The 14,379-nt window shown below is 61.6% G+C and carries 10 protein-coding genes; 8 read left to right on the top strand and 2 right to left on the bottom strand.

What is annotated here, in order from left to right:
- Positions 1 to 166: 166 nt before the first annotated feature.
- Entirely contained in the window at positions 167 to 2,800 is a 2,634-nt protein-coding gene (gene rpoD / locus CENROD_RS05010) for an RNA polymerase sigma factor RpoD (RefSeq protein WP_022772028.1), read from the bottom strand.
- A 516-nt stretch (positions 2,801 to 3,316) separates the two neighbouring features.
- Between rpoD and CENROD_RS12420 the strand changes: the two genes are divergently transcribed.
- From CENROD_RS12420 to CENROD_RS04975, 7 genes are all read left to right on the top strand, one after another.
- Complete coding sequence (locus tag CENROD_RS12420) at positions 3,317 to 5,152, top strand: CAP domain-containing protein (RefSeq protein WP_051360305.1); 1,836 nt, start codon at positions 3,317 to 3,319, stop codon at positions 5,150 to 5,152.
- A 44-nt stretch (positions 5,153 to 5,196) separates the two neighbouring features.
- Positions 5,197 to 6,018 carry a hypothetical protein gene (locus tag CENROD_RS05000; RefSeq protein WP_022772025.1) on the top strand — a complete coding sequence of 274 codons (822 nt, stop codon included), beginning with the start codon at positions 5,197 to 5,199 and terminating at the stop codon, positions 6,016 to 6,018.
- 112 nt (positions 6,019 to 6,130) lie between these two features.
- A complete protein-coding gene (locus tag CENROD_RS04995) occupies positions 6,131 to 6,730 on the top strand; it encodes a hypothetical protein (protein ID WP_022772023.1) in 600 nt (199 codons plus the stop codon).
- On the top strand, positions 6,727 to 7,218 hold the full coding sequence (locus tag CENROD_RS04990) for a hypothetical protein (protein ID WP_022772022.1): 492 nt from the start codon (positions 6,727 to 6,729) through the stop codon (positions 7,216 to 7,218). The genes CENROD_RS04995 and CENROD_RS04990 overlap by 4 nt, the downstream gene beginning before the upstream one ends.
- Positions 7,215 to 7,763, top strand: coding sequence for a hypothetical protein (locus CENROD_RS04985; RefSeq protein WP_022772021.1), 549 nt, complete (start codon positions 7,215 to 7,217; stop codon positions 7,761 to 7,763). Before CENROD_RS04990 ends, CENROD_RS04985 begins: the two co-directional genes overlap by 4 nt.
- Entirely contained in the window at positions 7,760 to 9,694 is a 1,935-nt protein-coding gene (locus CENROD_RS04980) for a secretin N-terminal domain-containing protein (protein ID WP_022772020.1), read from the top strand. The genes CENROD_RS04985 and CENROD_RS04980 overlap by 4 nt, the downstream gene beginning before the upstream one ends.
- Before the next feature lie 65 nt (positions 9,695 to 9,759).
- Positions 9,760 to 11,559, top strand: a complete 1,800-nt coding sequence (locus tag CENROD_RS04975; protein WP_022772019.1) for an Lcl domain-containing protein — start codon at positions 9,760 to 9,762, stop codon at positions 11,557 to 11,559.
- Here the strand turns inward: CENROD_RS04975 and nth are convergent.
- The gene (gene nth / locus CENROD_RS04970) at positions 11,546 to 12,208 is read right to left on the bottom strand and encodes an endonuclease III (RefSeq protein ID WP_022772018.1); all 663 of its coding nucleotides are present in this window, start codon (positions 12,206 to 12,208) and stop codon (positions 11,546 to 11,548) included. The genes CENROD_RS04975 and nth overlap by 14 nt on opposite strands.
- Before the next feature lie 222 nt (positions 12,209 to 12,430).
- Between nth and CENROD_RS04965 the strand changes: the two genes are divergently transcribed.
- Complete coding sequence (locus CENROD_RS04965) at positions 12,431 to 14,341, top strand: SurA N-terminal domain-containing protein (RefSeq protein WP_022772017.1); 1,911 nt, start codon at positions 12,431 to 12,433, stop codon at positions 14,339 to 14,341.
- The last annotated feature ends 38 nt before the right edge of the window (positions 14,342 to 14,379 follow it).

Here is a 14,379-nt window from a genome sequence, read left to right as displayed (position 1 = left end):
CTCGGAATCCTCATGTACCGTAAGTACATTCCGGTTCCTGCGCTCCGGCGCCACGCACACTGCTTCGGCTCGCCTGCCTACTGAAATAGGTTCTTAATGCCCCCCCCGCTATCGCGACTCCCGTTGCTCCTGCAAAGAATGGATGCGGGGTGGTGGAGATGGGGGGCTATAGGTTGTCGGTAAAGCTGCGTAGCTTGTCCGACCGGCTGGGGTGCTTGAGCTTGCGCACTGCCTTGGCTTCGATTTGGCGGATGCGTTCGCGGGTGACGTCGAACTGTTTGCCCACTTCTTCCAGGGTGTGGTCGTTCGTCATCTCGATGCCGTAGCGCATCCGAAGTACCTTGGCTTCGCGGGGGGCCAGGGTGTCGAGCACGTCCTTCATCACATCCCGCAACCCGGCCTGAAATGCGGCATCGACGGGGGTGGTGTTGGCGCTGTCCTCGATGAAATCGCCGAGGTGGCTGTCCTCGTCGTCGCCGATGGGAGATTCCATCGACACGGGTTCCTTGGCGATTTTCATGATCTTGCGGATCTTGTCCTCGGGAATGTCCATGCGCTCCGCGAGTTGGGAAGCATCGGGTTCGTGGCCGTGCTCTTGCAGATGCTGCCGACTGAAGCGGTTCATCTTGTTGATCGTCTCGATCATGTGTACGGGAATGCGGATCGTCCGTGCCTGGTCTGCAATCGAGCGGGTGATGGCCTGGCGAATCCACCACGTCGCGTAGGTGGAGAACTTGTAGCCGCGCCGGTACTCGAACTTGTCGACAGCTTTCATCAGGCCGATGTTCCCTTCCTGGATCAGATCAAGGAATTGCAAACCCCGGTTGGTGTATTTCTTGGCAATTGAAATGACCAGGCGCAGGTTGGCTTCGATCATTTCCTTCTTGGCTGCGCGGGAGGAAGACTCGCCCTCAATCATTCGGCGGTTGATGTCCTTGAGCTGATCAAGGGGGATGACCACCTGCGATTGCAGGTCGATGAGCGCCTGCTGCAACTCCTGCACGGGGGGAATGTGTCGAGCGAGCGACGCGCTCCAAGGCTTGCCCGCAGCGGCTTGGCGTTCGATCCACTGCTTGTCGAGCAGGTGGCTCGGTACGCGGTGGTGGTGCCGGTCGCGCCCGCTGAATTCGGCGATGAACGCGGTATGCGGGTACCCGCAGCGGTCGACGATGATTTTGCGCAGCTCGCGTTCTTTCTGCCGAATCTTTTCGACCTGGGCGCGCACCATGTCGCACAATTTCTCGATGCACCGGGCCGTGAAGCGCACCGACATCAGCTCTTCGGACAGGGTCTTCTGGACGCGAACATAGTCGGGGGTTCCATACCCTTGCTCCGCATGGATGGCACCCAACTGTTCGTGTTGCGCCCGCAGGCGGTCGAAGCGGACGAGCGCTTCGGCACGGAGTTCTTCGAGCTTTTTGGTCAGCGCTTTGGTGCCTCCGTCGTCGTCCTCCTCCAAGTCGAATTCGTCGTAGTCTTCCTCGGCAACGTAGTCGTCGGCTTCGTTGGGGTTGGTGAACCCATCGATGATCGACGTGATGACAACCTTGTTGGCGCGAATGTCCTCGCCGAGCTGCAAAATTTCGGCGATGCTGGCCGGGGAATCGGAAATGGCCGCCATCATGGCCATGAGGCCACCTTCGATGCGTTTGGCGATTTCGATTTCCCCTTCTCGCGTCAGCAGCTCGACCGAACCCATTTCGCGCATGTACATGCGCACGGGGTCGGTAGTGCGGCCGAATTCGCTATCGACGGTGCTCAGCGCGGCTTCGGCTTCTTCTTCGGCTTCTTCTTCGGTCGATGCAGTCGGCCCGTTTTGGGTGAGCAGCAGCGTTTCGGTATCCGGGGTGTGTTCGTAGACCGCCACGCCCATGTCGTTCAGCATCGAAATGACGACTTCGAGGGTTTCGGCGTCGATGAGCTTGTCAGGGAGATGGTCGGAAATTTCCCCGTGGGTCAGGTAGCCACGGGTTTTTCCAAGCTTGATCAGCAGCTTCAGCCGTTGCCTGCGCTTGGCCAAGTCTTCTTCGGACAGAACGGTTTCGTCCAGCCCGAATTCCTTCATCAGCGCACGTTCCTTGGCTTTGCTGATCTTGACGCGCAGTGGCTTGCTCTTGTCATCGATAGCACTGGCGGCGTGGGGAATGCCCGCAGCGTTGCCGGGAGGGGGAGCCGCCGGTGTGGGCGGCGGCATCTTGCTTTTTCCCACAAGAGCGGCCGGGGCTGCAGCCACAGGTGCAGCAGGGGCGGGGGCCTCCGTAGGCGGAGATACGGGAGCGGCAGCCTTGGCCGGTGCCGGGGTTTTTTTGCGGCTACGCGGCGCAGCGGTGTCGCCAGTGGCTGTAGTAGGGGAGGGGGTGCTGGGCGCGTCGGCGACTACATCGGCAGTAGGGGTGTCAGGGTTGTGGACAGGGGCGGTAGGGGCAGGCCCATCGAGAGCAGTCTTTGGGGCAGTCTTGGGCGCAATCTTGGGAATAGTCTTCGGAGTAGTCTTCGCAGCAGTCTTCGAAGGAATCTTCGAAGGGGTCTGCGGAGTAGTCTTCGGAGTGATAGCAGATGCAGCAGGGGCGGTCTTTGTCGCTTTGCCTGCGGATGCACCGGCGCTTTTGCTCGCTACGGTGTTGCTCGCTGCGGTTTTGCGGGCAGACGGCTTGGGAGCACGGGGTGTCTCCGAAGCCGCGACGGGTGGGGTGGTTTCTTCAAGCTGGATTGATGGCTCGACTGAAGGCAAAGGGGCTGGCTGCAACGATGCTTCCGGCTTGGGGGTGGTGTCGGATTTTTGGGTTTTGCGTGCGCACATGGGAAAGGCTTGGAGCGGAAAAACCAGGTTGCCGGATTGGCGGGTTGATGGTTGGATGCATCAGCGAGGATGGGCATCCCAAGCATCCTGAGCAAGAGAGGAAGCCAGGGCTTTTCCATCGCAGACGGGAGAGGCACGGCACCCAGAGATACAGGGCGCAGGGCCGAGACACTACCGCGAGGTGTCGCGAGGGGAACGAATGGCAAATACCCTGCATGCAGACCGGCTGTAACCACTGCATCCAGAGCCTTGCAGCATGTCCAGTGGTACAGCGGATGATTCCGGAGCAAACCGGATTTTGGATTGTACCGACCCCTCGTTGGGGTAGACCAGCGTGGTGTGGGTATGGGTGCGACGGAAGTCGCGATGGTCTTTGGACAGAACACGGGGCAGTTCGATGCGAGCTGTGATGGCCTTGCATGGGAGTCGATTTTTTGCCCGGCTCTGAGGGGTAACATAGCCCGACGCAGACAAGGCAATTGTCAGTTTTGCGCAACACCTACCAACGGAGGTTATATGGGTACGTACCGGGGCAGCATCGTCGGGGCCGCGCTTGTGGCGTGTGGCGTATGGATGTGTCTGGCGGCTTCGGTAGCGCATGCCGCTGCGGAACCCGAAGAGGTCGTGGCGGAAACCAATCGCATCCGTGCGCTGGTTGGGCTTCCGGTTGTAGCGCGCAGTGGCATCCTTGACGTCGCGGCGCAGGCGCATTCGACCTATCTGCAAACCAATCTCACTGATGCGATTGCGCATGAAGAGACGCCTGGCAAGCCTGGGTTTACGGGCGAATGGGTGGCAGATCGCACGAGGGCGGCTGGGTACACCTGGCAGACTGTCGCCGAAGTGATTCATGGCGGCACCGATTCCGGGATCGATACGGGGCGAAAAGCCGTCCTGGGGCTGGTGCAGGCGATTTACCACCGCTTCGGCGTGCTCAACCCCCAAGTCGCGGAAGTCGGTGTGGGCGTCGCCGGGGATGTGGGTGCTTATGCCAACGTCGTCATCAATCTGGCGGCAACGCAAGACAACATCGTCACGATGCCCGCTGGGTGGGTGGGTACCTACCCGATCGATGGGCAAAGCGATGTGACGCGGGATTTTTCTTCTGACACGGAGGTGCCGGACCCCGTGGCTAATAAGGATCGCGTAGGCTACCCCATCAGCATCCATGTTCCGGTTGGTGTTGTCTTGACGGTCGATGCCTTCACGGTACGCCCAGTCGGGGGCAGTGAGCTGGCTACGACATTGCTGGATGCGGCGACGGATGCACATGTTCCTGGCAATGCAGCCGCCATCGTTCCCCTAGACGTTCTTGAGTACGGAACGAGCTACCAAGTGCATTTCCAGGGCGCAGTCGATGGAGAAGAGTTCACCAAAGATTGGACGTTCACGACTGCGCCGTACTCCAGCATGGTGGTCGATATGCCGTATCGGCGCGTGGCCACCAGTGACGTGGTTCGTGTTCAGGTCACTGGGGGCAATGGGGATGTGCGCTATGCCCGCATGGGCTGGAGTGCAGCCCAAGGCACGGAGCCTGCTCCTTCTGTGACCATGGTTTCTGCGGGTGTCTTCGAGGTGCGTGTTGCTTCCGCAGCGGAAGTCACGGTGACGTTCGAGGACAGCGATGGACAAACCGTGCAGGCTGTCATCGATTTTGTGGTTCCCGTGCCCGAAACGATCTCCCTACAAAAGGACTGGAACCTCGTCGGCAACACCATGCTCGAATCCTTTGCGGTGCGGGAGCGTTTCGGCACCCCGCAAGCGCCGATTGCTGGGGTCAGCGACCGGGTGATTTCGGTCTGGAAGTGGGTCGCGTCCCAAAGTAAATGGGCGTTCTATACCCCGTCGAAGACCGATGCAGAACTGGCGGCGTTTGCTGCACCAAGGGGGTACATCGTTCTCGACCGCATTGGCGGGGGCGAAGGGTTCTGGGTCAAGTCGACAGCGAGTCTGGACTTACCCGTTCGTACCGGCGTGCCTGCCTCGGTCATTCCGACGACCCTGGTGCGAGGCTGGAATTTGCTCGGCGTCAGCGAGGCCATGAGTCCGGCGGCGTTCCAGGAAGCCTTGGTTACGGGCGCGGTGGGAGGACACTCGCTGTGCTATTCCAGTGAGGAATGCTGGCATGTGACCACGCCCGACACCACGTTGGCGTCGTTTGGCTTCCGCACCCTGTGGGCGTGGGTGCAGGACGAAGGGCAAGAAGGGAAATGGCGCTTTTTTGCGCCCAGTAAGGCTGCGCAGGGAGGTACCGAATTGGCTGACTATGCCAGCAAGATGGGTTATCTGCCCTTTGACCTCGAAGAACACCTATTTCTGCGGCGTGGGGAGGGATTCTGGATCAACAAATAAGGGAGGTGCGTAGCCCTCCAATCGCCCCCCCTCGGGCGCGTTACATGCCCGGGTTGGAAGCCGGTGGGTGCGCGCTGCTGACATCCCGCTTCCTCGTCTTGGAATTCGGCTGGCGCAAAAGTACGCTTTTGCGTTGTCTGAATGTGCAGGGAGCTGGGCCGCACGAGCAATTCGAAGCCGGGGTGGCCGAGTTGTTTCGTGCGATCGACGGCAGCAAGGCCCGGTGCCGTTCTTGGAAGCTCGTCGTTGGGGAGGATTGGGCGCGCCCCGTCGTCCTTCCGCTGGCGGCGGGTTCGTTGTCCGAGGAAGAAGTGGAGACTGCGCTGCGGGAATATGCACGGCGCACCTATGGCGATCAGGATCAGGAATGGCACTGGTGCTGGGGTCCGCAGGCCGATTCCCTCGTCGCCGTGTCTTGGCCTCATGCGGGATGGTTGGCCTTGGCGCGAGGCATGGCGCAGCGGGGTTGCACGCTGTCCAGCGCCAAGCCGATGGGCGCCGACTTGGCTGGCGGATTGATCGTCATCAAAGACGAGATGTGGCTCGTCATTGCTGCGGCAACCTTGTCTGTCATGCGGTGGAGCTCTGGGGTGTTGCTCGACTGGTTCGTACTGCCCGACCCGGCAGAAGGCGGGCGAGTCGAAGCCCTGTGCCTGCGGTTGGAGCAAGAAGCCGCGCGCCGTGGGGATACCTGCCGCGATATCGTCCTCGTCGATTTCGAGACAGTCGGCGGTGGCGAATCGTCGCGGATCTGGGAGGGGATGCGCCATGCTGGATGGTCGGTGCATCACTGCGCTCAGCGGGAGATTCGTGGCAGCCTGGCCTGGAGGTTGCGGCAGGTGGCCTTGTCCTCGTGGCCGGCATGAGGCTCGGAATCGAGAACCCAGAGTGGGCTGTGCTTGGGATGGTGGATGGGGCTGTTGATTGCTAGCAAACATACCCCGGTTCCGAGGACATCGGACTGGGGGAACTGGCTCGATGAAACTGGAACTCGACTTTGCTCTGAATCGCGCACAGCGTGCGCGGCGCGTGCAGCTTGCCGTAGCCAGCCTGGGGCTGGTGTTGGGGGTGCAGGTGGGGGTGTGTGCCTGGCGGTACCAGGCTGCGGTGACCAGCTTGCAGGAACACGAAGATGCGATGCACGCGCTCCGGCAACCAGTGCAGGGGGCGACCTCTACGTCCGCTGCCTCCGCTGAAGTCGTCACGCAGGTGCGCGAGATGATCGACAGTCTGGCTTTCCCCTGGGACGCCGTGCTGGCCGCGATGGAGAAGGCACGGGTACCCGATGTCGTCGTCGATGCCATGGAGCAGCGTGCTCCGCAACGTACGCAAAATTCCCATGCGCAGGATCAACGTGCGCAGGAAATAGGGCACCGGGTGATTCTTCGCGTACACGCTCCCGATATCGGTTCCGTGCTCGAATGGTTGCATCGTCTTGAAGGGCAACCTGTGTTGCGCCGGGTATCTCTGGTGTCGGAGTCGCTGCGCGAGCAGGGACGTATCGATGCCGTCGTGGATGCCATGTGTGTACCGGGGTTGGCATCGCAGCCGGGGTTGCCGGGATTGGTATTGCAATGAAGGGGGGCGTTCGCCCCTCGGTGGCGGTGGGGTTGGTGCTGTGTGCGATGGTCGGGGGCCAGTGGGCTTTCGAGCATTTCGTCGCGCAGCCCATGGAGCGTTCGATAGCCCAGGCGCAGGTCGCTCTGGAAAGCGCTCGTGCCGCCCCGCCCCGTGCTGCGGCTTCCACGTCGCAGGAACGGCTCGACGCGATTGCCGCGCATTTGCGCGCACAGCCCGGTTGGCGTAATCGCATTGCGCAATGGCATCTTGCCGCGCAGCGCAATGCCGTGTTGATCCGCAAGGCCGAATACCGCTCGCCCGAGGCCGTTGGGCCGGTAGGGAAGTGCGAAGTGCGCGCCGATCTGGCGGGGGAATACCCGGCGATTCGGCAATTTCTGCAAGATGTGTTGCGCCAGGACGAAGCCGCAGCGTTGGAATCGCTGGCCATGCATCGCTGTGCCACGACGGTGTGTGCCGTGGCCCAATTCGTGTTCTATTGCCAATGACGCAGAAGACCGATCGGATACGTCGCGTGCTGCTGTGGGTGGCTGCTGTGCTGACCTTGTGGGCTACGTGGTGGGTGGGGCAGGAAGAGCCTGTGGCCCCTGTTGCCGCACAGCCTGCGCAACGTATTGCCGCGAGGGCGGAGAAAGCTGCAACAGCCGCCAAATCTGCAAAAACTGCAAAAACCCCGATGGAAGTGCCCGTCGTGTCTTGGCCGGTGCGCGCTTCGTCCTCCGCGCAAGAGGATGTGCCGGTGGACGACCTTTTTGCGCTGCCTGCTCCTGCTAGGGTCGAGCCGTTGTCCCCGCAGCCTGTGCCCCCCCCGCCACCCCCGGAATTTCGGCTGCGCTACGTCGGCGAATACCACGATGGGGTTCAGCGGCGGTTCTTTCTGGTGGATGCCCTGGAACAGGTCACGACCGTGGAGTCCGTCGGCAACGTCGTAGACGGGGACTGGGAACTCAGCGTGGTCGAAGACCATCTCTTGCAATTCCGGCACCGCAGTACCGGATTCCTCCATACCGTTTCTTTGGAAAACGCCCCATGACCCGCATTTTTTGCTACTGTGTCCTCGTTGTGTGGCTTGCCGGTTGTGCAGCGCAGCAGGCGTTTGTCCGTGGGCGGGAGCACCTGGCTGCCCAGCGCTGGGAGCCAGCCTTGGCCAGCTTTCTGGAAGCGCGGGAGCTGGACCCGGACAACGTAGAAATACGCGCTGCCGTTACGTCGAGCAGGGAGCGCGCCGTTGCAGCCGTCTTGGGCGATGCAGCCTCGGCGGTCGCCCAGCAGCAATGGGACAAAGCGGCCCAGGCATACCGCCGCGTGTTGCTGCTCGACCCTGCCAACGACCGTGCGCAACAGGGCTTGCAGGGCGTGGAGACCGCGCAGCGCCACCAGCACTGGTTCGATGAAGCGCAGCGTGCGGCGGATGCGGGGAGGGATCGCGAAGCACGCGCCAAGTTCCAGAAACTGTTGGGGGAGCGCCCCGGTCATGCGGCGGCCCGGCAAGCCCTGCGGGCGCTTGATGAGAAGATGGGCTATACCGGTCAGCTTCCGGTGCTGGAAGCAGGGTTGCGCAAGCCGGTGTCGATGGTGTTTCGCGATGCCACGCTCAAGATGGTTTTTGACGCGCTCTCGAACAATGCCGGGGTCAACTTCGTTCTCGACCGAGACGTGCGGCCCGATACGCGGGTCAGCGTTTTTCTGCGCGAAGTCGCTTTTGACGAAGCGCTCGCGCAGGTCACCCGCTCCAACGGCCTCGCCCAGCGCGTGGTCAATGCCAACACCATCTTGATCTATCCGGCGCGTGCGGACAAGATCAAGGAGTACCAGGATTTGATGGTGCGCAACTTTTTCGTCGCCAACGCGGACGTCAAGCAGCTTTCGGCTCTGCTCAAAAACGTGCTCAAGATCAAGGACATCCATACCGACGACAAGCGCAACCTGATCGTGATTCGCGATACCCCGGAGCAGGTCGCGCTCGCAGAAAAAATGGTCGCCGCGCACGACCAGCCCGAGCCGGAAGTCATGCTCGAAGTCGAAATCCTCGAGTTCAACCACACGACCGACAACCAGATTGGCGTGCGCTTCCCCGATCAGGTGACGTTTGGCGTTGCCAGTCCGATCACGCTCCAAGCCTTGCGCGCGGTCAATGACGCGGCCGTTTCCGTCAGCGGGCTGGACACCGCCGTGGTGTTGAACCTCAAGCGCCAGCTTGGAGACATCCACACCCTGGCCAATCCCCGCATCCGTGTACGCAACCGGGAAAAAGCCAAGTTCCATATCGGCGACAAGGTTCCGGTCATTACCTCGACGACCTATCCAGGTTCGACCACGGGGGCGACTACCTCGTCGGTGAGCTACCTTGATGTTGGGATCAAACTCGAATTCGAGCCATGGATCGGCCTGGACGACGATGTCGTCATCAAGACGTCGTTGGAAGTGAGTGCCATCACGAACACCGTCGTCAACACGGGAACGACTGCGTACCAGGTCGGTACCCGCAACGCTGCAACGACGCTGACCCTGCGGGATGGGGAGACCCAGGTGCTTGCTGGGCTGTACAGCGCGGATGAAACGGACACCAGACACCATCTTCCCGGGCTGGGGGATATCCCCGTGCTTGGCAATCTGTTCCGAAGCCGTGCGATCAAGGGGGGGCGTAAGGAAATCCTGTTGTCGATCACCCCGCGTATCCTGCGCAATCTGCACCGGCCTACAGCCGATCTACTCGAATTCAACGCGGGGCCTGAGACGGCGGTGTCTTCCGGGGGCATGGCGCCTGTGCCGTATGTTGCGCCGATGCCGGTCGCTCCCCGGTTCCCTCCTGCAGTCGGTGGCATGGCCCCTGGCGCTGGCGCCCTGCCTGCGTCGACGGCGCCGAATGCGCCCCCTGTACCCGGCTCACCCGCTGGATCCATGGGGAATACTTCCACTCCTGCTATGGAATTTGAGCCTCCTCCCGGCGTGGGCAGCCGTTGAGGCAGAATGCCCAAGGGGGTTGGGAGGCCTTTTCTGCTTTGGTTTTCTGCAAGCTAGGAGGACACATGAGCAAGCTTTCTGCGTCGAGCTTCCTGCGCTGGAGCGTGGGTTGTCTTCTCTGTTTCACCGTGGGGGTCAGTGCTGCTGCGGTGGTCAAAACGTACACGGATCATGGCGACGGTACCGTCACCGACCCGACCACAGGGTTGATGTGGATGCGCTGCGCGATGGGGCAAACCTGGCAAAACGACACTTGTACGGGAACAGCGGCGACCACGGCGGTGACGACGACGACCTTTGCTGGGCATAGCGATTGGCGCTTGCCCAATATTCGGGATCTGCTTTCCCTCGTCGATCGAACCATGGCATCACCGGCCATCGACACGAAGGCTTTCCCCGCAGCCCCTGCGCTCGGGTTCTGGACGAGCACGCCGATCGTCATCGGGCATCCGCAAGGGTGGGAAGCCAACCCTTTCTGGCGAGTGAATTTTGGCTACGGTGTCAGCGTGGCTGTGAGTGCGGGAACGAGTGTCCATGCCACGCGCCTGGTTCGTGGAACCGCATTGCCCTTGACCAAGTCCGATACGGCATACACCGAGAACGGCGACGGTACCGTCACGGACATTGCGACGGGCCTGGTCTGGCAGCGGTGCGCTGTGGGGCAGTCGTGGGCTGCGGGGTCTTGCAGCGGGACGCCGACGCAATATGCGTGGAAGGATGCACGCGGACTCACCAGTAGCTTGGGCGGGAATACCGATTGGCGTATCCCGACGGTCGCAGAACTCCTGACTTTGGTCGATTACGAACGTTTGGGGCCTGCGCTCCATCCCCGGATGTTCCCGAACGCGCCGACCGCACAAGGTGCGCTGTTTTTTTCTTCGACACCCGTCACAGGGTTCGCCGACAGCGCGTGGGTGGTTGATGCATTCGACGGCACTAGCCACGGCAATCCGCAAGGCCTGTCTGCTGCGGTGCGCATGGTTCGTGGCGGCAAACAGGCTTCTATCGTGTCCCTGACCGTGCTGAAAACAGGGGATGGCACGGTGCGCAGCTCGGCGCTGGGGGGGGTGGATTGCGGCGAAACGTGCGCGGGGGAATACAGCTCCGGCACCCGCATCACCTTGACTGCCGAGCCAGCGTGGCGTTGGGCCGAATGGGGCGGCGCATGTTCGGGAACGGCTACGACCTGTACCGTGACCTTGGATGCATCGAAAACAGTCACGGCGCGGTTCCATGCAGCGGATACGACGACGCAGGCTTTTCCCGTGTGTGCCGGGTGGAATCTGCTGGGCAACGGCTCGCGCCAACCCTTGGCCATCGACACCCTGTTTGGTCAGAACACTGCGGTGAGCACGGTGTGGGCATGGAACGCAGCAGGATTGCGTTGGCGGTTTTACACGCCCTTGATGGATGCAGCGGCGTTGCGCAGTCATGCAGCGTCCAAAGGCTATGACGTACTCACGCAGATCGATGCCGGGCAGGGGTTTTGGGTCAATACGACGAAATCGTTCGTTCTGAATCTACCCAGTGGGACGTCCGTTGTAGGGCAGGACTTTCAGCCGGGGCAGACTCTGGCTTTGCGTAAGGGCTTTACTCTGGCGGCGGTAGGGCAGCCTATGACGCCGCGCATGTTCAACCATGCGCTCAACACGCTGCCGATGGATCCCGGTGTCGTGCCCAACAATTTGCTGACGTTGTGGGCTTGGGATCACCCCTCGAACCGCTGGTACTTCTATGCACCCTCGCTCGACGCAGAAGGTGGCGATGCCTTGCAGCAGCACATCGACAAGGCGCGATACCTGGATTTCACTGCGGCCAGCAAGACCCTGGGCCATGGTGTGGGGTTTTGGGTCAATATCCCGTAGGTCCCGTAGGCGTGGTGGGGCAGGGTTTTCCCACGAAACGGCAATAGGACTGCACCGGGCATTCGATGCAGCGTGGCTTGCGGGCCAGGCAGACGTATCTACCGTGCAGCACCAGCCAGTGGTGGGCATGGTGCAAAAAGGCTGGGGGAATGCGCGCCAGCAGGGCGTGTTCGACGGCCAGAGGGGTTTTCCCCGGCGCAAGCCCGGTGCGGTTCGCCACGCGGAACACATGGGTATCGACGGCGACGGTGGATTCCCCAAAGGCCACGTGTAGCACGACGTTGGCGGTTTTGCGGCCCACGCCGGGCAGGGCTTCCAACTCCGTTCGGGTGCGGGGCACTGCGCCGCCGTGGTGTTGAACCAAGATGGCGCTGAGTTCGATCAGGTGCCTTGCCTTGGTGCGGTACAGCCCGATCGTGCGGATGAGGTGCTCCAGCCGTTCCAGCCCCAGTTCCAGCATCGCTTGCGGGGTACGCGCCAGGGGAAAAAGCCGCTGGGTGGCCTTGTTGACGCCCGCATCGGTCGATTGCGCCGACAGCACCACGGCGGTGAGTAGCTCGAAGGGGCTGGAAAACGCCAATTCGGTGCGAGGTTCGGGTTGCGTGCGCGACAGGGCAGCGAAGAACCCGGCAATCTCGTCGGCAGACATGGCCCGATCCGCTGGGGAATTGGGCTGGGGCGCATCTGCGCGACGGTGGGGGGGGGATGCCATAATCGTTCCGGTGTTGCGCCGCAGGGGCAGAAAATCCAGGGCGTGGCCAGTATGTGGCGAACAATAAAGGGCGAACGAAGAAGGGCGAACGAAGTGTTTGCTTTTTGTTCGCCTTTTTTATCGCCTATTTTTCACCGCTAACGAAAGCAGGGTTTGCGCATGTTGGACGTTTTCCGCAAGCACACCAGGATCATGATGTTCTTTGTGTTCCTGCTGATCATTCCTTCGTTTGTACTCTTCGGTATTGATGGATACCAGCGGATGCAGAACGAGGATCGTGTCGTGGCGGAGGTCGGCGGTACCGACATCAGCCATGCGCAATGGGAGGCCGCGCACCGGGCCAATGCCGAGCGTCTGCGTGCCGCGCACCCGGAATTCGACGCCAAGCTGCTGGACTCTCCGTTTGCGCGCTACGCCACCCTTGAAGAACTGGTGCGCGACAAGGTCTTGTCCGCCGCTGTCGAGAAATACCGCTTGGTGGTTAGCGATGCCCGGCTTGCCAAAACCTTGCACGATGATCCTACCATCGCCTCGCTGCGCAAGCCGGATGGGCAGATCGACATGGATCGCTACCGGCAGTTGGCCGCGATGCACGGCATGACGCCCGAAGGATTCGAGCACGGCGTTCGCCAGGATCTTTCACGCAGGCAGATCGAATCCACCGTGCGGGATTCGGCTTTTCCCGTACCGGCTCTGGCGGACTTGGCTACGCAGGCGTACCACGAGCAGCGTGCGGTGCAGGTATGGAACTTCCCCATCGCTACCTACTTGCCCAAGGTGCAGCCGACGGATGCGGAACTGCAGAAGGAGTACGACGCCACCCCTGGCGCATTCCTCACTGAAGAGACGGTCAGCATCGAATATGTCGTCCTCGACATCGAAGCCATTCAAAAAACGATTGACGTGCCGGAGGTTGACGTTCGCGCCTACTACGACCAGCACATCGACCGCTACCGCAGCAAGGAAGAGCGCCGCGCCAGCCATATCTTGATTCGTGCAGACAAAGATGCGGCGCAGCGTGCGCAGGCCCGTGCCCGCGCTGAGGAGTTGCTGCAAACCTTGCGCAAGGCGCCGACACGATTTGCAGAGCTGGCCAAACAGCATTCGCAAGATCCGGGTTCGGCTACCAAGGGCGGCGACCTTGGCCATTTTGGGCGCGGGATGATGGTCAAACCCTTTGAGGATGCCGTTTTTGCGCTGAAGGTGGGGGAGCTGAGCGACGTGGTCGAATCAGACTTTGGCTTCCACCTCATCATGCTGACTGACGAGCGCCAGCCTGTGCAACGCGGTTTGGAAGAGGTGCGTTCCACGATCGAAACGGAACTGCGTACCCAGCAGGCGCAGCAGCGCTTTGCCGAGGCCGCCGAATCCTTCACCAACTTTGTGTACGAGCAGCCGGATACCCTGCAACCCGCTGCAGAAAAGTGGAACCTGACAGTTCGCACCGAGCAGCATTTGGCGCGCCGTCCGCATCCTGCCGGGGGCGTGTTGGCGAACCAGAAATTCCTTGATGCCATCTTTGCCCCGGACAGCATTGCCAAAAAACACAACACCGCAGCCATTGAGCTATCGCCCCAACAGCTTGTGGCAGGGAGGGTCCTGGCCCATGCCCCGGCACGCAAGCAGACTATCGATGAAGTGCGCAAGCAGTTGCTTGCGCGTGTGGCCCGCAACAAGGCCATGGCGCTGGCGCAGCAGGAAGGGGATGCGCTGGCTGCGAAGCTGCGCAACAAAGACCCCGCCGTAGCATTGCCGCCGGAAAAGCTCGTCTCGCGCCAGTCTTTCGGGGACGTGCCTTCGCAGCTCGTGCAGGCGGCGATGCAGGCCGAAGCGGCGTCGCTGCCCGTGGTGCAAGGCGTTGCGCTGGGAACGACGGGCTACGCAGTCGTTCGCGTCGCACGCATCGTCCCTGCGGATCGTTCGGCATCAGCCAAGGAAGACCGCGAACAATACGCCCGCGCCTGGAGCGATGCCGAAGGCCAAGCCTATTCCGCAGTGCTGCGGCAGGTACTGGGTGTCCGCATCCTCGAACCCAAGCCCGGCGCCGCTGCGGGCCTTACGCTACCTTGACCAAGTGCGTGATGAGCATGACGATATAGCCCCCTTAC

Origin of the sequence: Candidatus Symbiobacter mobilis CR (genome assembly GCF_000477435.1) — a bacterium.
Lineage (GTDB): Bacteria > Pseudomonadota > Gammaproteobacteria > Burkholderiales > Burkholderiaceae_C > Rhodoferax > Rhodoferax mobilis.
This window is presented reverse-complemented; position numbering and strand designations above follow the sequence as displayed.